The sequence below is a fragment of the Paenibacillus sp. PAMC21692 genome (assembly GCF_014303795.1).
GTDB classification, from domain to species: domain Bacteria; phylum Bacillota; class Bacilli; order Paenibacillales; family Paenibacillaceae; genus Pristimantibacillus; species Pristimantibacillus agaridevorans.
In genome coordinates this window covers 4,211,583-4,236,240 of sequence record NZ_CP060293.1, presented here as the reverse complement: position 1 = coordinate 4,236,240, position 24,658 = coordinate 4,211,583, and the positions used below count along the sequence as shown (strand labels likewise).

Annotated in this window: 17 protein-coding genes; all 17 read right to left on the bottom strand. The window is 48.1% G+C overall.

The features are described 5' to 3' along the window. Positions 1-140: 140 nt before the first annotated feature. Positions 141-4,037, bottom strand: a complete 3,897-nt coding sequence (locus H7F31_RS16560) for a WG repeat-containing protein (RefSeq protein WP_187105099.1) — start codon at positions 4,035-4,037, stop codon at positions 141-143. Between the two features lie 310 nt (positions 4,038-4,347). Continuing rightward, positions 4,348-5,268: a hypothetical protein gene (locus H7F31_RS16555; protein ID WP_187105098.1), complete on the bottom strand. Its 921-nt coding sequence runs from the start codon at positions 5,266-5,268 to the stop codon at positions 4,348-4,350. Positions 5,269-5,325: 57 nt separating this feature from the next. Continuing rightward, the gene (locus H7F31_RS16550) at positions 5,326-5,658 is read right to left on the bottom strand and encodes a DUF3024 domain-containing protein (protein ID WP_087568774.1); all 333 of its coding nucleotides are present in this window, start codon (positions 5,656-5,658) and stop codon (positions 5,326-5,328) included. Positions 5,659-6,512: 854 nt separating this feature from the next. Continuing rightward, positions 6,513-7,286, bottom strand: coding sequence for a twin-arginine translocase subunit TatC (gene tatC / locus H7F31_RS16545; RefSeq protein ID WP_261800451.1), 774 nt, complete (start codon positions 7,284-7,286; stop codon positions 6,513-6,515). A 31-nt stretch (positions 7,287-7,317) separates the two neighbouring features. Beyond that, positions 7,318-7,551: a twin-arginine translocase TatA/TatE family subunit gene (locus H7F31_RS16540; protein ID WP_187105097.1), complete on the bottom strand. Its 234-nt coding sequence runs from the start codon at positions 7,549-7,551 to the stop codon at positions 7,318-7,320. A gap of 42 nt (positions 7,552-7,593) precedes the next feature. Continuing rightward, the gene (locus H7F31_RS16535; RefSeq protein WP_187105096.1) at positions 7,594-8,976 is read right to left on the bottom strand and encodes a hypothetical protein; all 1,383 of its coding nucleotides are present in this window, start codon (positions 8,974-8,976) and stop codon (positions 7,594-7,596) included. Between the two features lie 3 nt (positions 8,977-8,979). Next, positions 8,980-9,951, bottom strand: a complete 972-nt coding sequence (locus tag H7F31_RS16530) for a zinc-dependent alcohol dehydrogenase (RefSeq protein ID WP_187105095.1) — start codon at positions 9,949-9,951, stop codon at positions 8,980-8,982. Positions 9,952-9,985: 34 nt separating this feature from the next. Continuing rightward, a complete protein-coding gene (locus H7F31_RS16525; RefSeq protein WP_187105094.1) occupies positions 9,986-10,978 on the bottom strand; it encodes a zinc-binding dehydrogenase in 993 nt (330 codons plus the stop codon). A 24-nt stretch (positions 10,979-11,002) separates the two neighbouring features. Next, positions 11,003-13,681 carry an alpha-L-rhamnosidase gene (locus H7F31_RS16520; RefSeq protein WP_187105093.1) on the bottom strand — a complete coding sequence of 893 codons (2,679 nt, stop codon included), beginning with the start codon at positions 13,679-13,681 and terminating at the stop codon, positions 11,003-11,005. Position 13,682: 1 nt separating this feature from the next. Further along, positions 13,683-14,885: a Gfo/Idh/MocA family protein gene (locus H7F31_RS16515; RefSeq protein ID WP_261800450.1), complete on the bottom strand. Its 1,203-nt coding sequence runs from the start codon at positions 14,883-14,885 to the stop codon at positions 13,683-13,685. Positions 14,886-14,937: 52 nt separating this feature from the next. Next, the gene (locus H7F31_RS16510) at positions 14,938-15,816 is read right to left on the bottom strand and encodes a carbohydrate ABC transporter permease (protein WP_261800449.1); all 879 of its coding nucleotides are present in this window, start codon (positions 15,814-15,816) and stop codon (positions 14,938-14,940) included. 17 nt (positions 15,817-15,833) lie between these two features. After that, complete coding sequence (locus tag H7F31_RS16505) at positions 15,834-16,730, bottom strand: ABC transporter permease (RefSeq protein WP_187105092.1); 897 nt, start codon at positions 16,728-16,730, stop codon at positions 15,834-15,836. Positions 16,731-16,818: 88 nt separating this feature from the next. Further along, positions 16,819-18,504: an extracellular solute-binding protein gene (locus tag H7F31_RS16500; RefSeq protein ID WP_187105091.1), complete on the bottom strand. Its 1,686-nt coding sequence runs from the start codon at positions 18,502-18,504 to the stop codon at positions 16,819-16,821. A 98-nt stretch (positions 18,505-18,602) separates the two neighbouring features. Then, positions 18,603-20,294 carry a response regulator transcription factor gene (locus tag H7F31_RS16495; protein ID WP_187105090.1) on the bottom strand — a complete coding sequence of 564 codons (1,692 nt, stop codon included), beginning with the start codon at positions 20,292-20,294 and terminating at the stop codon, positions 18,603-18,605. 1 nt (position 20,295) lies between these two features. Then, the gene (locus tag H7F31_RS16490; RefSeq protein ID WP_187105089.1) at positions 20,296-22,014 is read right to left on the bottom strand and encodes a sensor histidine kinase; all 1,719 of its coding nucleotides are present in this window, start codon (positions 22,012-22,014) and stop codon (positions 20,296-20,298) included. Positions 22,015-22,233: 219 nt separating this feature from the next. Next, complete coding sequence (locus H7F31_RS16485) at positions 22,234-23,244, bottom strand: SGNH/GDSL hydrolase family protein (protein ID WP_187105088.1); 1,011 nt, start codon at positions 23,242-23,244, stop codon at positions 22,234-22,236. Continuing rightward, the gene (locus H7F31_RS16480) at positions 23,241-24,656 is read right to left on the bottom strand and encodes a sialate O-acetylesterase (protein ID WP_187105087.1); all 1,416 of its coding nucleotides are present in this window, start codon (positions 24,654-24,656) and stop codon (positions 23,241-23,243) included. Before H7F31_RS16480 ends, H7F31_RS16485 begins: the two co-directional genes overlap by 4 nt. Between the last annotated feature and the right edge of the window lie 2 nt (positions 24,657-24,658).

Here is a 24,658-nt window from a genome sequence, read left to right as displayed (position 1 = left end):
TTCAAATGTTCTTTATGTAATAATTTTATTAATTTTGCAAGCCATCACTTTATTCCATCTCATATGCGCTCAGACGAAAAAACAAGATGCCGGAAGCTAATAGCCTGCATCTTGTTTCATTGGTTGTTCTATTCACCTGCTTATTTTCCCTTTACGGTTACCCACGGACGGATCGAAACGATTTCTTTTTGCTCCACATACGTTTTGTAATCGATTGTTTCATCGAAGTCGCCGCTGAACTGGATCAACCGAACATACGGACCTGTCGGCGTCAGCGTGGTACTGGTGCCATCCGCTCCAGTAACGGTTCCCATGCTGCTTCTGTAGATTTGGTCCAAATTCGTATAGTCGAGCTCTCCCGCCTTTATTTTCCGGGGCTGGCTGGAATGGTTCGCAACGACCAGCTTTCCGCCAAAATGATAATTATAGTAGTCATCTTCGAAACGGACCATAGACGTGCCTGCTGTTATATAGATGGCACTGTATGGAGGCAAAGTAAACGCCTCAATATTCCTTACACCGTAATAGTTTACGTTTTGCCCGTTTGAATCCAGGCTTTTGCGGAGAACGTACAACTCGAACATTTGATCATGAAAAGGATACTGCTTTTCCAGCTCCTTTGCCGCTTGGCTGGCCTTATCCTTCTGCAGAAGCTCCTCATATTGATCGGTAATGACAACGCCCTTCCGGCTGTAGAAGTTTTGCGTATAATACATATTCATCGCCTTATCCATAGGATGCATGGCATTTCCGGCGTTAAAGGCAATTCCGACGCCTAATCGCTCCCAAGGGCCGAGAATCGCTCTGCGGTGGCCTTCGGAATTCATCCAGCCCTCATGGGCATAGATGATGCTGCGTTGATCGGCGGCAATATTTTCACCCACGGTACCGTAGGCTATACCTGCGTCATCAAATCGACCATCCGGCTCCTGGCCCTGCGGACTGATATGTGCAAAATACTTCTGCTCCCTCATATCCTCACTATGTTTCTCCGCAACCCGGGCGGCTGCTTCGTCCCATTGCAAGACCGGCAGGCCGTACCGGGTACGTGTCGCATTGACGAGATCGAGCGATTGCAGCGCAAAAGCCTTTTTGAGCGCCGCCGTCTCAGGGGCATACAATTCTTTCATTCCGTCCTCTACAGGCTTGGCGATAATTTGAAGCGAGGTCACCCTATTGTTGTTAAACTTGTCCATAAACAGCGTCACGTAGCTTTCGTCTTGCTCGTATATTTTGGCAAGATTCACGCTCAAACCATACTCTTCCTTATAAATGCTGCTAGTACCTGTGCCATACCGCTTCGCCACATCCTCCTGTCCGGAGCCGAGCTTGATTCCTCTTGCCGACGACCAGTTGTCCGACGTGGTGTAGAAGCCGACAATTCGGCCGGACTGGATGCCAACCTGCACATAATTGGCGTAATCCTGATTGTAAATATACCACTGGAATCCATATTCGCTGACGTCCTTTCGCGCAGGTTGCCCCAGCTTCGCCAACAGCGTCTGTTCCGTATCGCCAATAATGAGTCCCCGTACCTGGAATTCGGCCGCAGCCGCCTTGACAGCATTATCAGCTTTGGACAGCTTGAAGGCGCGTTCCTTCATATTCTGGATCAGCGTGATCGCCTCCGCGCGGGTAAGCGGGTCGTTGACGGCGAAACCCTCGACTGTTCGGGACGTTTTTCCGCCCGCAATGCTTAAGTCCAGTACATACTGTACGGCATCTTTCGTCTGCTCAAAGCTGAAACCTTGTGTCCCAGCAAGCAGGCGGGCAACCTGTCCTCGATTAAAGCCCTTTGCGTCCGCTTCTTGCAGCAGAGGCCAGTTGTATTGGGCTGCCGCCTTAAAATACGGTGTATGCCAAGCGGCTCCGTTCTGTGCTGCTTCAATTTTAATATCCGGAAATGCGCCGAGCAGCATTTTAAGAAATTCCGGCTCGCTTACGCTCTTGTTGGGGCGGAAGGTTGCATCCGGGTAGCCGCTGACTATTTTTTGATCCACTGCCCATTGAATCGTCAGTTTCGCCCAATGTGTCTGAGTATCGGTAAATCCGGCTCCCGTATTCGAAGGCGTGCTGCCATTTCCGCCCGATTGTGACTCGCCATTGCCACCTGAACCCGGGGCCGGTGCAACAGCAGCATTGCCCTTGACATAGGTTTGCTTATAGTCCATCGCCGCGAGCGGGCTCATCTGCATGCCCTTGGCAACAGCAATCGCTTGTATCTTAACGGATTTGCCTACGGCAAACGGCGCAGTGTATTCTTGGGTTTCCGAATTGGACAAGTTGGACAGCGGGTCGCCGCCATTCAGCGTATAATAGATGACTGCATTCGCTGTGCCGCTCGACAAGGTTACGGTGGAAGGCTTCCCGGCTCCCTGGGATGCAACCCGGATAACGACGGGCTCAACCTGAGGCAATGGATTACGCAGAAAACCCAGTTTTCGGGATGAGCTTTCCTGGACAAGCGCCGTCCCTTCGAGGAAACGCCTGCTATCTGAATATATCATCCCCGTCACTTCATTCCCCTGCACATCCACGTATCCCCGCTTCCCGCCTTTGGATACTTCGGCAAACCCATTATAGAAATCGCCGGCATCATCATAAATCGGCGGAATTATTTCTTGGCCGCTAGCGTTTACAAAACCATACTTCCCGTTCTGCTCCACGCGCCCCATGCCTTCGTTGAACGACCAGACGTACGTATATTTCAGCGGCGTAACTTCCACGCCCTGCGCATTTACATATCCCCAGAGGCCGCCACTATAATCAAATACGGTCCCCGTCCCGCCGTTCGACACAGGCGAGAGTCCTTCCGTAAAGCCTCTGAAGCTATCGAACATATCGCCACCGACATAATCATACCGTAACGGAACAACCTCTCGGCCGGCAGTATCAATGTAGCCAAATTTCCCTCCGTGATAATAGCTTCCCGCGCCGGTGCCCCCTTTGGACACGCGTGCGTAGCCGCGGACGAATTCCTCTGCATAGTCATACTGCAAGGAAACTACCTCTTTGCCCGCTCCATTGACAAAGCCGAACTTCTTATTCGAAAGCACGACATAATCCTTATTCCCTTCATTCCCGAAATATTCGCCTTCCGAGGATTGGGGGATATAATCTTCGCCGTTTGCCACAAGAGCAAGTCCGTTTCTGAAGCTGGTACTCACTTCATCATACTTCAGCGGCACGACCTCTTTCCCTGCACGGTCAATATAGCCGGATTTGCCGTTAAGCGTGACATAGGACAAGCCTTGATTGAAAAACCAGGCTTCATCGTATTTGGGGGCAATGACCATCGTCCCATATGTATCTATATAACCGTATTTTCCATCGACTGATACTTTGGCCAGCCCTTCCGAAAAATCGCTATACGAGGAAGTTCCCGATGGGCGAGCATACACCAGTTTACCCTGTGTGTCGACAAATCCAATTTCCTTGTCCGTATATACCAGGCCGTAACCGTCCGAAAATACGTAGGCATGATTATAAATCAGATCGGTCAGTTTCTTGCCTGCGGCATCGAGATAGCCGTATTTGCCATCCTTTTTGACCAGGATGGTACCGTCACTGGGGGGATTGATTTCTTCGTAGATGGGCGGGGCAATAATCCCTTTCGGACCGACAAGCCCGGCCTTGCCATCCACCCATACATTATCGGACTTGCCCAGCACCCGAACGACGCCGTACCCGTTGCCGACCGCAATCGCATCATCGTAGATCAATTCGGTTAATTCCTTGCCCTGGCGATTAATAATGCCGAATTTGGCGGTCGAACCGCTTTTCACGCCTACGACAGCCAGCCCATCCTTGAAATTATGGGCAAAATCATATTTGAATGCCGTAATCGGATTCCCTTCGCTATCAATATACCCTGATTTGCCATCCTTTTTAACTGATGCCATTCCTTCCACAAAAGGCGAACCGGAGTCATACTGGGGGGAGATTTGATACGAGATCGCCTCTGCCTGAACGATGCCTGGCATAAGACCGCCAATCATCGCTGCCATTGTTAATGCCGCAATCCATTTCCGAATCAACACAAAGCCACCTGCTTTTCATTTTTTTCGCTACTGCAAAGCTACCCAAAAACAATGCCCGTAAAGCATGATGGCTGGTTAAGGGTCGCTCCAATAGCATATTGATTTTTTATCCTGCTGTGGAACTATTTTCTGATTCTATTCTATCAAATCCCAGTGATAGAATCACTATTTCATGATATTTCTATACTATTTTCGCAATAAGTAGTACTAATAGATCGCGCCATAAGTCTGATTCCGTTTTCAGACGAACAATCGTACCCGTTTTCCACTAGAAAATATACAAAGAAAATAGCCCTGCTTAGCAAGGCTACAGTAGAAGAAACCGATCTAGTCCGATGCCGCTTATCAAACATCGTTCCTTTTTGTTTCCGAGCATTTGATTGATCCAGTCAACAAAACCGCCATCACCAAACTCTATTTTTTCGCCATTTCGTTCCATATATAACTTGAAATTGACTCCTTGGTAATACTTGTTATCCACATCGTCATAGTCAAATGAAAGCGGCGTATGGGGAAGCGTAGTTTGTATAACTTCGGTCATTCTGTCAAAAAAACCGTCGCCGTCTGTATAGCCGCCTCTTTTTCGCAGAACGATAGATAGTTTTGCGTTGTATTGTTCTTGGAATAACTCTTTATAAAAAATCAAATGCTTTTCCAACAGATCTTTTTCACAGGCATACGAACCACTATCTTTGCCCGAAGATACCATACAATAAAGGCCGAAATGAGCGAAAAAGCCTTTTCCGGAAAACGCCTGCGCCCGGACAACTCTTGCAGTTGCAGCGTAGTGCAAGGGGATAATATTGCTCTCAGTTCTGCTCTTTAATTTGTCAGCGATAATAATAGCGAGCATATTAGAGGGGTCAGAAAGAGTTTCGGTCCCACGCAATGCGCTAACTACATTGTATTGGTCCACGCATCCAAAAGCGCTGCAACTGCCAAGAGGCGCGGATGGTGAAAGCAGTACAGTTTTGATCTCCATGTTCTGTGCAGCGGTTAATAGCTGTGTTTCTAAAGCGTGAAATTTAGCTGGGTCAGCATCGCTTGGGATAGGGAAACGGTTGGATTGATACGTCTTAAGGACATCCGCCGGGGTAATCCCATCCGTTTGTTTTTTAAACAGCTCTAAAAGCAGCGAGTTTAAGTCTGCCTTTGACAGAGAGAGGAGTTTATCTACTATTTCCGGGTCGCCTATTTGGTTCAAAATCCTGTTTAAGATTGTACTCATGGACACCACCCTTATTGCAATGTGTATTTTAAATGACTCACCCGATGCGTCGTCGAATTAGCCCCAAAATAATCCTCTGTTATCTGTATCTACGATTTTCAATTGTTTTTCAAAATCTTCATCTGGGACGATGTCATCAACAAAATGCCACTTATTCTTACTATCTCTCCAATATACTTTCCATTTATTTTGATCTAATCGAAATTGTGCTACATCTAATTCCACCCATTCATCACTCATAAAAGCGGGTCGTTCTTCGATAAGAGTAATGTTATTTCCTCTGATTTTGTAATTAAGTCTGATTTGATTTCTAATGTGCTTTGGGATTTTCTGTTCTATATAATCTGTCATTAACTTTTCAAGTCTCTTTTTTGTGAATGAGTCTAACATGCATACACCTCTTAGTTAAATTGATTTTGATCTTATTGCTTTGTAATCATTCATGAAAGGATCGTTTACTTTAGTCCATACTTCATCAAATTCAGTACATTTGATGGATATATAAGGATCAAAATCAATAGATGTCTCAGATAAATCGATGCTGTACAGTTATTTCTTCTAGATTGCAAAATCAGGAACTTCTGTAAAGAGAGCATTCGCCGTTACCGCAAAGGCTTGGAAAAACCCCAGCAGCATCTTAATGCTTTGGAACTGCAACTATGGGATCTTTCACCTACCGTCTTCAAAAAGTCCTTTGCTCAACTTTTATATAAAAAAGACTCATTCTTTTATTCTCGATTGCAAGGCCAAAAACCTTTCACCGCAAACACTTCGTTTCTATCAGAACATCGAAAAGCAGATAAAGGAGCCTTTCTGACGCTGCAAATGCGCGTTCGGAATCACTTCCCCGCGCGCTGGGAGGGGGTGAGGAAAGACTTGGTTGAATCGCTAGTTAAGATTGGTCGGACTGAGGATTTTTTTGAGATTTGAAGTGGAGAATGTCACCGGTGAGCAAGTTAGAAGGCGATCATACTGAAAAGTGCAGGCTAGAGGGCGGTAATTGGAAGAAGAATGGGGATTCCGAGGTTTGAACATGTATTTTTGCATTGTGGAGGCCAAACCGAGCTAGAAAGGATGAAAATGAATGCATTATTACATTTTGAACCTGGCTGACAGAGTGAGAATTAAGCTTTTCAGGAGCCGCCACTCGCAGGTCATAATAATTGCCCCCCGTGGCATAGACCTCAGCCGGATCCCCGCTCGCCATAAAGCGCATAATATTGGAGGAATGGATTTCGATCCACTCATTCCTGCATCGTCATTCTCAGCTCGTAGGCTGCAAGATTTTTGCGGTAAGTAAGCCTGGACAGCATAACACTAAACTCATAAAGTACGATAAGCGGCACCGAAACGAGGATGTCCGATATAAAATCAGGCGGAGTAACCAACGTTGCGATGACAATCATGGCGAACCACGCCACTTTTCGCATCTTCGTCAACATGCTCGGGTTGAGGATGCCGAGTTTGGTCAAGAACAGGATGACCAGCGGTAATTCGAACAGCAACGAAACCGGCATAACGATATTAAAAAGGAAAGTGAAGTATTGTATGACTCCGTATGTTTCCTTAAGACCCATGCTTGTCGTAACGCGTTCCGTAAATAAAAAAGCCATCGGAAAGACGATATAATAAGCAAAAGCCACTCCGAGTAGAAACATGATCAATACACCCGGCACACACCGTAGCGTCTCTCGTTGTTCAAGCGGCGTTAGTGCAGGTTTCAAAAACGCCCATATCTGGAAAAGCATGAATGGCAGTGCAAGAACCAGCGAGATCACCAATGCGAACTTCATGTACAATCCGATAGCATCAAAAGGCGACAGTGCGTTCAATTCAAGGTTTTCTACAGGGGCCACCGAGACGAGATATTGAAACAACGGAGTAACGCTAAAAAAACTGCCAATTAACCCGACCGCGATGACAATCACGGACCAAATGATTCGTTTACGCAGCTCTTGAAGATGCTCCAGCAACGGTTGCCGCTGGTGATCTTCTTCCAACCCGTTATTTGCCTTCAATTTCGGTGACCTCCTCCAAAAATGACAGGAATTATTCTTTCACTTGTCGAGTTGTTTCCTGATGGGACGCTATGGACGCGCTCCCCATACGATCTTCCGAATGTTGTTTGTCCTTGGAATCATCCATTAAATCGTTTGTACCTCTCTTAAATTCGCGTAACGTTCGGCCGAATGCTCTTCCGAGTTCAGGAAGTTTATTCGGGCCGAACAACAATAGAGCGACAAGAACCAATAGAATAATGCCTGTAGTACCTATTCCGGCCATATGGATTCTCTCCTTATTATTACAGTCTAGTATCAACCTGTATTATGAATGCTCAAAAACCGCCTTTAAGGTATTCAGCGAAGCCGTCACGATCTGGTCCAGCGCATCGGGGACGAATTTCGACCAGTTGGATGTCGTTGTCTCGTACCCGCCACGGAGAAACGCTTCCTTCGTTGGAATATACCCTGCGAATTGCGTATTATGTGCAATCAACGTATAGGGTGATGAGGATCCCAGCTTGATGGCCAGACCCCCTTCGGAAAATGGCTCACCTGGCAAACCAACGAGCGCAGCATTCCCGATGCGCAGCACCTGAATTTCATAGCGATACAGTGGGTTCCTCTCGTATTGCTCATGCAAATCCAACATTCCCGAGGCATACACCCACTTATCGTCAAGCACGACGTCATTCAACCAGCGGGGATTCGGATGATCCGCAAGGTAACGCCGGGCCGCCGCCAGATCCACTTCATTCACTTTACGGAGCGGAATATCGATATGGACGATTTTCCAATCCAGCTCCGCTTGGTCCATGAAGCTTATCGCTTCAATGACGTTGTTAACCGAAACGGCCAGACGATTCCCCATTACGACTGCGTCGTCCTGAGGCTTGTCAGCATAGGGATCCCACGGGTTAATATTGCCGCAAGCGCCATTGAGCACGACGGAAACGCAAGCTTCCCCATGACTTCTCTTCATTTCGTTCGCCAATGCACCGGGCCAATCGGAGGATATAAAAAACTGTCCAAGCTGATGAACGGGATGACAAGTATAGTGGAGCAGCAGCGCGGCAATCGGCGACGTCTCGCTTTGGAAAGCAACAACGCCGAGATCAGGGTCCATAGGTCCTTCGACATAACGGCTCATCTTATCTGCAGGCCCCGCGGAATTGGGCATGCTGATCGAGCCATCCTTCATGACCATGCGACGATTAAACGCCAGCCGTCCTTCAACACCGCTTCCGTAGCCAATCCTTACCTTCTCCAACGAATTCAGGGCAGCTTCGACCGAGGTTATAATCCGCTCCACCGCATAAGGATGATACCGCTCATCTCCTCCTTTCAGCCAACTCAGTTCCTCCGGTATGCCCCTGTAATCTTCGCTGATTTTAAAATGACCGAGCGAAGGTGCCTTGTGATTTTGCGTGGCATGAATCATGACGGCATCCGGATCGAAGCCCCAACGTTTTTGCAGCTCATTCCGTATAAGTTCAACGTATTTGCGCGTAATCATGAGCAAATCCAGGGTGATCACGGCCAATTTGCGATCCGCTTGACAAACGACGATCGTATTGGCGAAGAGCGGGTCTTTAATATAATCGACGCGGATTTTACCGCTGATCGTGGCTCCACCTAATATCGTATCCTTGTCAGGCGTAATATCGACACGGCTTTTTCCAAGCATTAGTGCATTTAATTTCGGCACTCGTTATTCCTCCAACTCCGGCAAGAAGCAGATTTTTATCGCGGCTTGACTGCGCAAAAGCCCGACGGCTTCCTCATATCGTTCAAAGGGCAGCTCACGGCTGATCAACGGACTCATATCCAGCTTGTGATCTTCAATCAATCGCATCGCGTATTCCGCTGCTTCCCTTGAATGGCCGGGATACCCGATGACTGTCAATGTGTAGTGGCGTAAAATATAATCTGCTTTTTTCACCGCGAACAGAACAATGGCTTCATCGGTGCGGTCCATGAGCGAAGCGACAGCTTGGGGGAAGCCCGCACAGTCGATCGATACCTGAATGGAGCCTGGCTCACCTCTAAGGAAAACTCGCTCATCGTCAGGCTCGAAAGCAGCAGAAGCGCCTAGCAATACGGCCATTTCCCTTCTTTCACCGTTAGGATCGATGCCGACGACTTCCGCCGCGCCTTCCGCAAGCATCATTTGTACAGCGATCAATCCCGCAGGTCCAAGTCCATTCACACCGCATTTCTTGCCTGCAATGCCAACTGTATTCTTCAACCTGAGAATACTTGCGGCAACGCACATTGCGAGTTCCAAGGAAACGACCTTCGCATACGGCATATCTACTGGAACGGGGAGCACATTCTCTTCGTCCATGATCACATACTCCGCATAACAGCCGTAGCGATGGTGCCCTTGATCCCGCCAGGCGCTGACCGTCTGGCCTACAGGCAGATGACAGCCTTCGCCGGTCCGCATAATGACACCGGTCATTTCATGGCCGGGCTGACCGGGCGTATAGGGATAAGGAACAGGCGGCTGATTATCTACCATCGGTTTGCCGTAATAAATATGCATATCCCATTGAGGACAAGTCGCTACCGCCTTTACTTTCACCAGTACTTGTCCCCGACTTGGCTCAGGAATGGGCACCGTTATTATCTCCGCTTGTTGCACGCCGCTAAATTGCATGGCTCTCATTGTACCCGACACGTATCGTTCCTCCTTCTTTTCTTCGTCATACAAGTCATAACAATGTCCAGTTTAAGACAACGCCCAAACAAGGCTGCCTTTTGTCCATAATTAATTGCCAAGCCGCTTCCGCCTGATCGGCCGGATATTGATGAGTAATTAACGGCTCGGTAGACAACCATCCCTCTTCAATCCCTTTTAAGGCAGCATCCATTCTTTCCTTGCTCCAGCCGGATGGGCAATGCAGGGTAATTTCCTGGGCGCGCAACGTTTGAATATCCACGACGCCTGAGGTGCCGAGAAATCCGGCAGAAACAAGATGACTGTTATGCTTCATATAGGGTTGCAGTTCGGCAAAAGTATCCATAGCGCCTACGGTATCGACTACGATATTGACGCCTTCATATTGCTGCAGCGCCTCCGATATGCTAATCTCCTTTGCATTGATGCCTCGAATACCGGGAGTGAGAAGCTCCAGCCTCTCATGATGGCGTCCCAGCACAACGACCTCGGCCCCACGATACAGCAGCGTCTGGGCTGCCCATTGCCCAACCAGCCCGTCACCAATTACAACAGCTACATCCCCCGGTTTAACCGGCGCTCTCATTCCGCAGTTATAACCGACCTGGACGAGCACGAGCCCAGAGCAAGCGAGCGGATGAACATCTTTCGGAAGCTTCCATACTTGATCCGCGGATGTTATGGCCGGACTGACATGCCCAGCGAAGGAGAAGTGCATGCCCGACACTTCGCTTACCGACGCAAATACAACATCGCCGATCGATAAGTTATCCACATCCGGGCTTATCGCGCTTACGATGCCAACCTTCTGATAGCCGGGAACATGCGGGAAAGGCGAAGGATCCCCTTCTTTGTATATGGCTTCACCAGTCGCCCGCTCCTGACGCAGAAATGAGGATTCAGTGCCTATGCTGATCCAGGAATGCGTTACATCCACGACAACCTGTCCGCTGCCGAGCTCCGGCACCTGTACGGTTTGAAAAGCGACCTTCATTTTATCCGTAAAAACAACCGCTTTTGCTTCCATGGTTTCATTCACCTCCCAATACGTTTATTTCCAGTGCATCTCAAACCAATAGCTACCCGATTCAAGCCCGATCACAATGCAGTCCTCATTAATCTCGACTGCAATCAACGTTGCGCCATTATGCGCAACACCACTATCTGAGCCAATGTTCTGCCCGGATTCCGTCAGAACCCATTCGCTCCCGGCAGATCGCAGCGGCAATACCACATCAGCCGTAGATCCAGGAGGAATATCAATATCCAGCAGCAAGCTTCCGGGGGATGTCTCCCATCTGACCGTTACGCGCCCTCTGCTTGTGACGACGGAGCCTTCCATAAACGTGATCCCCTCGGGCATAAAGGGCTTAATCAGAATGCTGTTCCAACCGGGAGCCGCCATCTGAATGCCAACCAAATACTCGACCAGCAGCCTTGCGGGATAGGCGTTCCAGGCATGGCAATGGGACTCCATATCGTTAAAGCCTTCCCATATCGTACGCGAGCCTTGCTCGATCATGTAGCCCCAGCCTGGCTGATCCGTTTTATGGATTAGCCGATACGCCTCCGCTTCAGCTCCGTTATCGAACAATACCCTCAGCAAGTTCAATGCAAGCAGAGTACGGCAATCAAGCCCTCCGCTTATGATTGATTCAAGCACTTCCTCCCTATGCTCCGGGGGAACAATACCGTATTGATAAGCAACGACATTCGTGCCTTGATGGCTGTGTTGTGACATATAGCAATCCGCGAACTGCTTTTGTTCGGAACGATATAAATGCTTTAGGATCGCTTCCTGCAACTGCTGCGAACGCCTTCTCATATACGAGGCATCGTTCTCGTAGCCAAGCGCTAACGCCATATTTCCTACCAGATCGATGATATGCTTGATTTTAATATTCTGCACGGTCAGGAAATCGCCGTTCTGGTCGATGTTCTGATACGGATGATCGCTAATATGCCAGTCCGAAGCTTGCGATGACTTCGGAATAAGCCCTAATTCAGCATCTGCAAGATTCAGATAAAAATCGAGCATCCGCTTGGCAGGCACATAATACGTTTGCAGCAATTGAAGATGATGACTCCATTCATATACCTTCCACAGCAGCGAACAATAGTGCAAATCCCATTCCGGAATCCATCCGCTGAAGCCGGGATAGTCAAAGCTCGAAGGGAATACCCAGGGAAACGTTCCGTTCTCCCGTTGACCGTCGGAAAAATCGCTTAATACCTTCTCTAACACCGGATACGATTGGCCGAATTGATAAAGCAGGGTCTCAGCCTGCAGATCGGCATCGGCCAGAAACTGAGCCTGTTCCCTATGTGGACAATCCGCCAATAGGCCTAACGTATTGTTTTTCTGCGTTTGAATGCACGCATCGTATATTCGGTTAAGCAATTCATCGGAGCTGTTGAAGCTGCCCTCATGAACAATCGCTGTATGAGCAGAAACGATAACCAACTGGTCTGCCGACAACCGCTCGGGATAACCCGTGATTTCCACATACCTGAACGCCTTGTAGGAGAAATCCGGCGCCCACGTTTCCAACTCGGCTCCACGCATTGTATAGCGGTCATAGTAAAATTCCGACGGCTCGTTCGTAACGTTGTGCTTCACGTGCCCCGCTTCATCCAAGTCCTCGGAATATCGCAATTGGACGGAAACACCAGCGATACCACTCAGACTGATACGCGGCCATCCCGATACGATTAGACCGGCATCGAAAACTTGGCAGCCAACCTCCTGAATGCCTGTCGCCACAGGGACGATCAACCTTTCTTCAATCCCTTCGGGTATCTGCTGCCACTTTAATAGCCATGCCTGCGATTGCAGTTCAGGCGCAATGACCGCTCCGGATGTGAACCCGCGCGGAAATCCCGCATCCATCCAGTGTTCAGGCAATTTAGTCGCATCGTAGTCTTCAATAGCAGACAACCTGCGAAATTGCTGGAAAGGCGTGCCGATGGCATGGGGAATAACATCCAGCGTCTCCCATGACGGATCCGTTACCTCACAATCGCGTGTACCATCTGCATAAAGAATCTCCATTTGCAGCAGAAAGCCGGGCAAACCATTCACATAGTTTTGTCCGTCCCCGCCCAAATAGTGAACAATCGCAGTCAGACAGTTGGGCCCTTCGACCAGCAGCCCGCTAACATCATAGGCAAGATAATATTTGCGTTTCCGTGGATGGGAAGGAGCCGGACTGCCGCAACCGCCGATTCTCGTTCCGTTCACGAATAATTGATAGCTGTTATGGGCGGATACGAAGATTTTAGCGCGGGTTACCGGCTTATGCAGCTCCGTTTCTTTGCGGAAATAAGCGAAATCGTTTAGTTGGGCTTCGGCTGCTTTCCATATCCATGACGCTTTCCAATCGCGTTGCCGAAGTCCCGTGTCAAAATAGGCAAATGAAGACGCCGACAGGCTCCCCTGCTTATTCCAGCTTTCGACCTTCCACCAATAGCGGCAGCCTCCCCCCAAAGCTCCGCCTTCATAAGCAACCCGCAGTGGATCGCCCTCCTGCTTGCCGCTGTCCCATTGGTCCGCGATACCCTCCGTTAGCAACTCAGCGCTGGAGGCAACAACAATTCTGTAGAACAATTGCTTCTCCCCGCGATCGGCATCGTCGATTTTCCAAGAAAAGAAAAACTTGTCGTCATCTATTCCTAAAGGCGTCTCCAACTCGTTTACACGCAAACCATAGATGCTGTAAGAGGATTTCATTCTATTCGCCACTTCTTTCCAATGTCGCTTCTTCATCAGGCCATTCGATCTTCTGAAAACTTCCCGTCTGGGCGGAAGCTTTGGCTTTGAGACATAACAGCGCACTCTCAAGGCCGGCTTCCAGCGGAGAAATCGATTTCGTGCCATGATCCTTCATCATTTGAGCAAAGTTGTCCATCAATATGTGGTCTCCGCCTCCATGGCCCACGGCTGTTGCCGATGAATCAATCTGATACGTTTCCACGCGCGGCGTGTGGTGCATGAACACCTTCACTTGATCGGTCGCCCAATCGAACTCGACCGTGCCCTTGTACCCCATAAATCGCGCGCCTCTTGTCCCCGCTTTTTTCTTGACGAAAAAGTTTTGCGAATAGCTTACATGCATGCCGCTTTCATATTCCACTAGCGCACTTCCGGAATCCTCATTACCCGTGTCTTCCGCGAAGCAGCAATGGTCTCCAAATGGCTGCTCGCCCGATTTGCGAAGATTTTGCGGACTTTCCGGGCAACTCTCCTGCTCTGAACATTCGCCGCATGTCAGGCCGGCCCGTTTCGTCCCTTTGAAAATTTGCTTCGAAGTCATTGCGCATACCCGGACAGGCTTGATTCCCAGTATATGGGTAATATAATCAAAATCGTGAGTCGCCTTCTGCAGGAACAGCCCTTGCGTCTCTTCTTCGTTGCGGTACCAATTATGATAATAGACACTGCCGTATGCCACGTTGTTGACTGCCTGCACATGCTCCACCGTGCCGATTTTGCCGGAATCGATAATTTCCTTCACCAGCTTAACATGGTGGGTCACCCGCAACGGGAAAGAGACGACTACAGGACTGACGGAGCTTCTGTATGCTTCCCGAAGCGCGATCAAATCGGTCATCGATGTCGAAACGGGCTTCTCCAAATAAAGGGGAAAACCTTTATTCAGCACTTTAATCGCCATCGGCGTATGCAAGGAACATCTCGTTCCGATCAATACGCCATCATACTTATTTTGCCCCAGTAGTTCGTCAGCGCTTTCATAGTATTGGATACCGCTCGTATCGGCGCCTTCGGCTTGCATCTGCCGCTTAATCTCTTCATGCTTCGGATCGGCGATAGCCGCGATCTGGCAGCTCTTATCCTGTTCCAGCAAGATGTCTATCAGCCTTTTAACTTGGGAGCCGTAACCGATGACTGCTATATTGGACATCATGAATTGCATAGCCGCCCTTCCTTTTGCATTATTCTGTGCCGCTTTCCCTCACAAAACTAACTCATCCCTTTACACTTCCCAGCACGATTCCTTTCACGAAAAACCGCTGCAAGAAGGGATACACGATAATAATAGGCAGCATCCCGAGAAACAACTGGGCTGTCTTCACAGTTCGCGATGAAACATTGAGCAGTTCGTTCAGATTGGCTACTCTACTCATGTCGGGCTTCGTCACGATTGATTGCAAATACGTTTGTAACGGATAGTGATCGGTTTTGTTCATATATATCAAGCCGTCGAACCAAGCGTTCCAGTGGTTGACCATCGTAAATAAGGCGATGGTAGCGAGGGAAGGCATGGAAAGCGGTAAATAAATGCGGAATAGTATGACCCAATGGCCTGCGCCATCCACGAATGCCGATTCCTCTAGTTCTTTAGGCAGGTTGCGAAAAAAGTTAAGCATCAGTGTGATCAGAAATACATTCACCGCTGACGGCAGCACAAGCGCCCACAGCGAATCGATCAGCCCGTAGCTTTTGACGACGATAAACGTTGGAATGAGTCCTCCGCTGAAAAGCATCGTCACAACAAGAAACCATACGTAAAATGTCCTCATGCGAAATTTTTGCGATTCTTTCGAAAGCGGATAAGCTGTAATCACCGTAAACAACAGTCCGATACTCGTTCCCAGCACAACCCGCTGCACCGAAATCCATAATGCAGTTATAAATTTAGGCTCGCGCAAAATGTAAGTGTAAGCATCGAGATTAAAGCCGACCGGCCATAATGTAACTAAACCAGCCCCTGCTTTACCAGGATTGCTTAAGGAAAAAGCCAGCACGTGAACGAACGGCAACAAACAAAGTACCCCCAGCATGATCAAAAACAAGTGAATGGCGACATAAACTACTCTAGCCCATACGTTTTTTGACTTTACCAAAACGTGATCACCCTCAATTAGAAAATACGGTAATTGGCATAACGGTAAGCAAGCCCATAAGACGTCGCTATCAGAATCATGCCGATCAACGATTTGAACAAGCTAACGGCTGTCGAGACGCCATATTGCGCTTCCACGAATCCGACCCGATACAATAATGTATCGATAATGTCGCCGGATTGATAGACGGACGGACTGTATAAAATGAAAACCTGTTCGAATCCGGCGTTGAGCACGTTACTTAAACTCAGAACAGACAGCAGAACGATAATCGGTACCATGCCCGGAATCGTTACGTGCAAAGTTTGCTTCCAGCGGTTCGCTCCATCGATGTACGCTGCTTCATATAAGGTGGGATCGATTGACGTAAGAGCGGCCATGTAGACGATTGTTGCGAATCCAAATTCCTTCCACACGTCGGACAATATGAGGGTAAAGGGAAACCACTCATTTTTGCCTAGGAAAAACACGGGCTCAAATCCTACTCCGGAAATAATCCTGTTGACGATTCCGCCCTCGACGGAAAGAATATCGATTAAGATACCGCCTAAAATAACCCATGATAGAAAGTGCGGAAGATAAATCATCGTCTGGATTGATCTTGCGAAATATTTACTTCTGGCTTCGTTCAACAACAAAGCAACCACTACCGGTACGATAATACCGGCAATTATTTTCATAACCGCGATGAAGATTGTATTATAAATAACCTGGGAGAAATCGGGCATGTTCAGCATGAAAGCGAAATTGTCCCAACCTACCCATATTGAATTGAAGAACCCCCGATTCGGAATAAACTTCTGGAATGCGATGACAATGCCTGTCATCGGTACGTAGGCAAACATAATCGAAAAAACAAGGGCCGGAATCATCATGATATGAAGCGGCAAGTTCACGGCGTATTTTTTCTTCATCCTGTCAGCAACCTCCTCACCTGCAAAAAGCCATCACTAAAGAAGGGGTTGTCCGAATAACCCAACCCCGCGCTCTTACTACAATTCTTTATTCATTAACTTCCTGCGTAATTTTCTCTCCACCTTGTTTGTTCCAATCCTGCACAAACTTGTCGAACTCATCAATTCCTGCTTCTCCCATGACGATCTTCGTGATCATGACTTCTTCCATTTTCGTAAGGGTTGCCCATTTCTCTGCCATTGTCGGCGTGGAGGATGCTTTTAATCCGGTACCGATGGTCAAATCGTTTTCAAGGTAGTGGCTTAATATTTCAGCACCGCTGTTCGGCGTTCCTACCGTCGTATGGTAAATCCAACCCGTAGCGATTTCCGGATCTTTCGTGTTCAACGGATCCGCTTTATACTTGTATATTCCCCGAAGGTATCCGAACTCGTTGGCCGTCATCGTTTTATCGTCCGGCTGAATATTAGCTTCAATTGAAGCTCTTACATTGTTACTCTCTACGATCGCTCCCATAACGGAGCTAAAAGTAACTATTGCGTATGGATAATACGCTATACCTGTTTCTTGGTTTGTGGAATATTCAATCTTCGGATTCGTAAACCAATGCTCCTGCCAGAAATTGGCCAGCTTCACGACGACTTCAGGATGCTTGAATCCTTTTTTGACGACCCAGAACGTATTGGCAGTTGGCCCCAGGAAAGCTTTGGCGGGCGCTTCGTCAGCGGATGGCAGCGGATAAGCGTTTAATACCGCTTCCGGATTGTTGACGATAAAGTCTCTTAAGTACCATGCCATCGCGAATTCACCATAGAACAAGCCCAGCTTCCCGGCAATAATGGACTCCTGCATTTTGGCATCATCTTTAACCGCAAACTCCTTGTCTATCAGTCCCGCCTTGTACAATTCGGCAAGCTTCAACAGCGGTTCTCTCATTTCGGGTTGAATGCTGCCGTAAACCGTCTTCCCGCTAGCATCCAGATACCATTGTCCCGGATAGGCATGATAGCTGTTGAAAAATCCGAACAGGTGCTGCCCCTTCATTAAATCCTTGCTCAGTCCTAGACCGTAAGTGCCTTGATTGCCACCAAGATTATTTTCCTTAAATGCGGCAGCGATCTTAACGACATCCTCCACGGTTTTGGGCGGCTGCAACCCCAACTGGTCGAGCCAGTCCTGGCGAACCCATATCATCGACGATTTGCCGTATCCCGGTATCGTATTGGGAATCCCGTACATTTTGCCGTCAATCGTCGCGGCATTAATCGCAAATCCGCCGTCTTCCGTCATTACTTTTTTCGTTTCTTCACTTACATACTTGGCAAATACATCTGTCAAGTCCTCGATCATATCCGCTTCAACGAGCGTTTTCAACTGACTGCCGGTTACCTGGATCAAGTCCGGAATGCTGCCGGAAGAAATCGAGACATTCACTTTACTGTCGTATTGATCCCAGTTCACAACCCAATCATTGATGATCTTTACGCCAAGCTCGCTTTCATAAAAGTCTGAAACAAGGTTTTTGTCGATATCTTGTCCGGGCTCGAACTTTAATCCGTCTCCGGTTCTGCCAATTCTGACTTCAATCGCGGGATCGAACTTCGTTAAAGGTCCATCCGCCAAAGTCGGTTCTGCAGTAGGCGTGCTGGAGCTTGCTGGTGATTCGGATGAGGCTGGCGCACTATTTCCGTTGCCGTTGCTGCATGCAGTCAATAGAATAAAGATCATCGCTAGAAGCCCGGCCATACCTCGTATGCCTAATCGTTTGTTCAAATAAATTCCCCCTTTTAATTGAGTTACTCACCGGTTTGTTAATTTAATAGTAAAGGAGGAGGCAATGGCCAACAAGAGTAATGTCTTGATGTCACCCGTCATTTTTTGTCCATGCCCGGCCGGGCTTCCCCCGTGGCAATCCCGTGATTTTGCTTGTATTCCTGAGGCGTTATGCCGATGTTCTTTTTGAAAAATTTAGAGAAATAGGGAACGTTGTAGAAACCGAGTTCAAGCGCGACTTCCTGGATTTTTTTGCACTCGACAAGCAGCAGCTCCTTGGCCCGCATCATTCGCAGCTGCTTCATTCGTTCAGTGAGAGAGATCCCTTTCTCCGAATGATATAAGCGGGACAAATAAGAAGTGCTGAGATTAAACGTCTTGGCTAGATGAGTGAGCGAGAAGTATTCGGACGAGAAGGATTCGACGATGTAGACATCGATCTTGTCGACGATTTCTTTTTTCTGGCTTCTATTCTCGCCCTGCGCCAGTGAGAACAATTGAGCAGCCAACCGTTGAAAGTAGGCTTCCATATCGGACCATTGAGCAAACAGACTGTAATTGGACAAATACCGCATCTCCAGCTCTTCGTCAATGAACGGCGAGATTTTACGGTTATTGATGTAGGACAGGAACATCCCTGATAAATAGGAATATATTTCCAGTTGAATTGAATATTCCAAAAATACGACCCCTTGCATCGAACGAAAAAACTCGGTGAGCTCTTTTTGAAAAGAGGCTAGATTGCCTGATTCAAGAAAAATGAGCAGCTGATTCATGCTCCTCTTGATATCGAGATGCGATTGCTCCCTGCCTTCATAGCTCGGGTTCATGTTATCGATTTGCTCTATGAAGATGATTTCCTCTTCAAGTCCGATCCCCCTTTGCAGCCATGCGCACATTTCCTTATACGTATGCGCGATCGACAGCCAAGCGATATTAGGCTTGGATAACAATAAGGAGACAGACAGTCTAAGATATTGCCGTATCGATTGCTGTATTTTGTCAAGAACCTCGCCGATATACCAGTGCAGCTTATTCAGATCCTGATCTTCTGGGTTAGCATCATCGCTCTTGGCAGCTTGAATTAACCAAATCATGTATCCACTCTCGAGAAAGGGAACAATTCTGCATGTGTTGCCCAGATACTCCTTCACGATATTGTCGATTGCGTAGTGCATCAATAGCTTCTCCTTCAGCAAGTACCCTTGTGGCCAACGATCGGTCCTGCCCACGACAACAATAACGTCCTGATCGCAACGAACCGGTATTTGCAGCATCTCGACCGATTCAGCGATTATTTCCGGGGTCAGCAGGTCACCAGAGAACAATTTTTCCGAGAAATCTTTATGCAGCAATGACTGCGCCTTCTGAAGCTGGTTTTCCGCTTTGATCATGAGATCCTGCACTTGCATATTCGTCTCGATTTCCGTTATGCCCCGGCTTATCGTCTCGACAATAACCTCCTCGTTAATCGGCTTCAACAAATAGTCGAACACTTGTTGTTGAAGGGCATTTTGCAAATATTCATAATCGGAATACCCGGACAGAATAATGATTTTGCAGCGTTCCCATTGCTTGCGAACGAGTCCGACCAACTCCAGACCGGACATGCCCGGCATACGAACATCTGTCATTAGAATATCGATGCGGTTGCTTCTCATAATTTCTATGCCCTCAATGGCTGAAGAAGCTTTCCAAATGATAAGATCATGCTCCTCCATTCTCAGGAGTGTATTGTAAAGCGCTTCCAGAATAATAGGTTCGTCGTCGATTACCAGTACGTTATTCATCCTATTCGTCCCCTTCCAAATGAATGAGCAAAGCAACCGTCAATCCGCCGTCAACGTTATTCTGCAGCTTGATACCGCTCTTGTCCCCGTAACGCAGCCGCAAGCGGCGATGCACGTTCCACAGCGCATGGTCTTCCCATTCATGGGAACTAATACTCGCTTCCTGCCACTTTTTGAGCTTATCCAGCGGCATCCCTTTGCCGTTGTCTTCGATTTCGATAATCAGGCTCAACGGTTTAGCGATAACGCGTACGCAAAGCCGTCCGCCTTGACGCACATCTTCCAAGCCGTGCATGATCGCATTTTCCAAAATAGGCTGAATAATCAGACGGGGAACCTCCCACATCGCCATTTCGCCCGTTTCTTGAAATTCGAACCGTATCCGACTGCCGAATCTGACTTCCTGTATAGAGGTGTACACTATCGCGTGCTGCACTTCCTTCTCGAGCGGGATGAGATCGGCTTTATTTTGTGTAATGAATTTGAAGTAGTCGCCCAAATGCTGGGACATTGTGGTCACCCCCTCGTAATCTTCCTCTTTGGCCATCAGCGCAACGGTGTACAAACTGTTATACATAAAGTGCGGATTAACCTGCGATTGCAAATGCTTAAGCTCTGATCTTTGGCTGTGAATTTTTTGTTCGTAAATTTGTTGAACGAGTATCTTAAGTTGACTGGTCATCTGATTGAATTGCTGGAACAGGTAAAAAAATTCATCTTTGTTCGTATGAGCCAGATGTGTGTCGAATTGGCCGACCTCCACCTTTTTGAACGCTTGCATCATCTTCCGAAGCGGCTTATGAATAAAGCGATACAGCAGGAAAGACGCAATAATGAACACAATGATGGAAATGACTGACAAGACCATCAGCCATTCCTTAAAGGAATGAACGGGAAGCAGAATTTTATCCTCTTCGACGACCGTTACAAGCGACCAATCGGGGAATTCGAACGCTTTGGTAAAGCGGAGATAGTTTTTATTGCCAATTTGGAAAGCCGTTCCTTCATGCGCCGCGCTGTGCAGGTTGAACTGCATGATTTCGTCCGTTGCGCCAACCGCCGGAATGATCGAGGGCTTGTCCATTTCATTGCTCCAGATGAAAACCGTGCCGTTACCGTTCGAATTCAAACTGCCGAGATCGACGCCGATTTTAGGAAGCGATAACTCAACGACCATTAGATAATTAATCTTAGTTATATAAGGAACGCCCAGCACGAAAAAAATACGTTGATCAATCGATGTTAATCCCGAGGCTGATGCCTTATTGTTAAGAAACCGGTTTAATTCATCTTGATTAATGTCCTTCATGCCAGTGAGCGAGGATATTCGTCGTTCAATGCTCGGAATCATAACGAACGCTTCCTTGATGTATCTGCTTGATTCCGAGAGCGTATGCAATTTGGACTGCAGATCGTTAATCGCCTTCGCTCGTTCATAATCCCTCAGCGTATCCGGTCGGATGCTGATGCTTTGCAGATCCGGATCATCCGACAGATCCTTCTGCAGCTTCGCTATGCGCTCCAATTCCGAGTCTGTCGCAGATATAAAATAATCCGACTTCTGTTCCATCAACGTTAAAATTTGCTGTCTGATCATGTTAACGCCCGACTTGCTCATTAATGAGACGATAATGTAGATCGGAATGAGTACAATGAGAAAAACCGTGAACAGCTTCAGTAAAATCCCATATCTGAATGGAAAAAATGTCGATAGTTTCATATATCCGTCCCCTTTTCCCTCATCTCTCTCATTCATATCCTATCATATCGCAAGGTGAAACGGTTTATCGACGTCCTCTGGTGGCGCAGCGCGTTACATTCCGGAGAAATATAGAGAAGGTATAACCAAATGAATGTTTTCCTATATTTTCAAAAGGGGCAGCCAAATAAATAACTTTGGCTTGCCCCTGAATCTTCACGCAACGCATTCACGCCGCTATTATGGAATTAAGTTGCCGAACGCTTTGAAATAAATCGCATGCCCATAATCGCTCGGATGATTGACGTTGTTGAGAAGCAAGCTCTCATGGGATTTACCCGCTTGAAGCTCCTGCACCCATAGCGCGTGCACATCGGCAACGCAAGTCCCAAGCTCTCTGCTTAACCGCAATAAAATGTCCGCATAGATAGCCAGATCGCCGCTGGAGTGCTTCCAGAGCGGATTCGAAATGCAAGGCGTAATCAGGATGATTTCCGCATCTGTCTTCTGCTCAATCTGCTGCACCATTTCTCTTATATTTTCCTCGAACAATCCCGGCGGAATGCCGTTGCGGATATTCGGTCCCATCGTGCATTGATCGTTCATACCGTACCCGATGCTTACCAAATCCGGCTTAAGCGCGATCACGTCCTGCTCCAATCTCTCTAGCGCGGCCGTACTTCCTTCGCCTCCCAGCGCTTTGTTAACGACTTCTAATTCAGCTTCGGGATAACGCGCTCTCACAGCCTCGGCGAACAAGCTATAGTAAGCGAATTCGTCTCTGCTGGCGTCCCCGCCAGTACTAATGCTGTCGCCGAATACGACGTAGCGCACAGCTTGCTTGCCTTCCAGCTTCCGTATCAAGCGCTCTAATGTGTTCGTTGGAGCATGCAGGGGCATACCGTCAATTCTTTGTTCCGATTCATAATGGTAATCTATATAGATCATATATCCGCGATTGCTATAATCCGGGTAATCCCTATGATCAAATTCCTTCATGCCATACACGGGATGATCACGCCAATCCGGAATCCGGCTCTGCCTCGTTCTGCTAATCACACCAGCCTTGTAATCGACCACGTAGTCCTCATTTTCCATGTAAACCCTATTGCCATCATCGGTTGAACAAGCATGGCTTCTGACATAAACACCAGGTAGAATGCCTGAGTACCGCAGTTTATGGCCTTCCTCTTGCACCAGTACAATCGTCTCCATGCTCTGCTGCTTGATGTGTGTATTAGCGGTTGTCATAGTGTAGCGCCTCCCGGTTTCTGTTCAGTCACCCTAACCCCATAGAAAGAAAGCATAGGGAGATGGGAGGCGAAATCAACCGGAACAAAAGACTTGGGATTTTGTTCGGACGCGCCATGCACCCAACACTCCCCGATCCACTCCCGGCCCAGCGTAATGGCGATGGAATGCGGGTCTTCAAGCTCATAGCCGACGGCATGGAGAAATCCTTCCTCATCCTCAGCCACGAAGGGCAGCCCATCCGCCCCCTCATCGTAGACGAAAAGTCGATCTGAAATGTGCTTAAACGTGAGCCTGATTTGCGCCGGTCCTATTCTGATGGCTTCCTCTATATCTGGAGCATCGCAAATAAAGGGCTTACCGTACAAATATTTAAGAGCGGTACGGGCTAATCTTTCTCCAAGGACAAGATTGGAGCTGGCGCTGATATGAGCGGAATCCGAAAGGCTACAGTCAATCGCAGGCACGACATAGACACCGGCAATCTGCCTCGCGGCCTGCCTCTGGGCTTCTCTGAGCCGTCCCCAGTTCTGATTGGAAGTCTCATGAACAGGGTGGACCCACCGATTTAATTGGACGGTTAGGAGTGGAAGCTCAGCATCGTTCCTGTCTTCCCGGAGGCGGGCAACTATACGCTTGAACCTATCAAGGTAGGTGGCAGATTCATCCACCGCGGTATCCGAACAGCCCTGATACCACAGTACCCCTTTAATTGTTCCGACTCCCTGTGATTGCAGGATATCCATCATATTGCGGTATAAGTATCCATCCTCTTCCGGGTTCCACGCACTAAGCGGAGAACTGCCACAGGCCGTCTGGATTAAGCCGATTGGATAACCAAGCTCTCGCTTAAGCTTTCTAGCAAAGCTTAGATAAGGGGAGTGGCCGGGATTCGAAACTTCACGGTTCGCTTCATGAATAATGCCTGTGGATTCATTCATCGGGTGCGCAGCCAGCGCCCAATGGCCATTATTTCTCAGCAGATGCAGTCCAAGCTCGGGTGGATCATAGATTGGATCTTTGCCATAGCCAGCCGCATTGCTCTGGCCGGCTATGACGAATACATCTCCTACCCCTATGTGATGAATCATATCCCCCCTTACGGCCCACTCCATCGCTTTATAATGATCGGCATTCAAGCTGAGACACGTTTCCAGCCGGTATAGTCCACCAGCCGGAACATCTGCAATCGTAATTTCCCATTGTGCTTTACCAAGATTTGCGCTTCCCTTCCAGGGAATGATAACTTCCCCGGTTTCCTCGTTGACGATTCTGACGAATACCTTGGGCTCAATTGCATTGTCTTCTTTGGCCGTCCAGCTTCCTGAGAGGCTAATATTAGCCGATCCATTCGTTTGCTGAACAATTTGCCAATCCATTGGCCCCTTATCAATGATTGCTCCAATTTGCATCT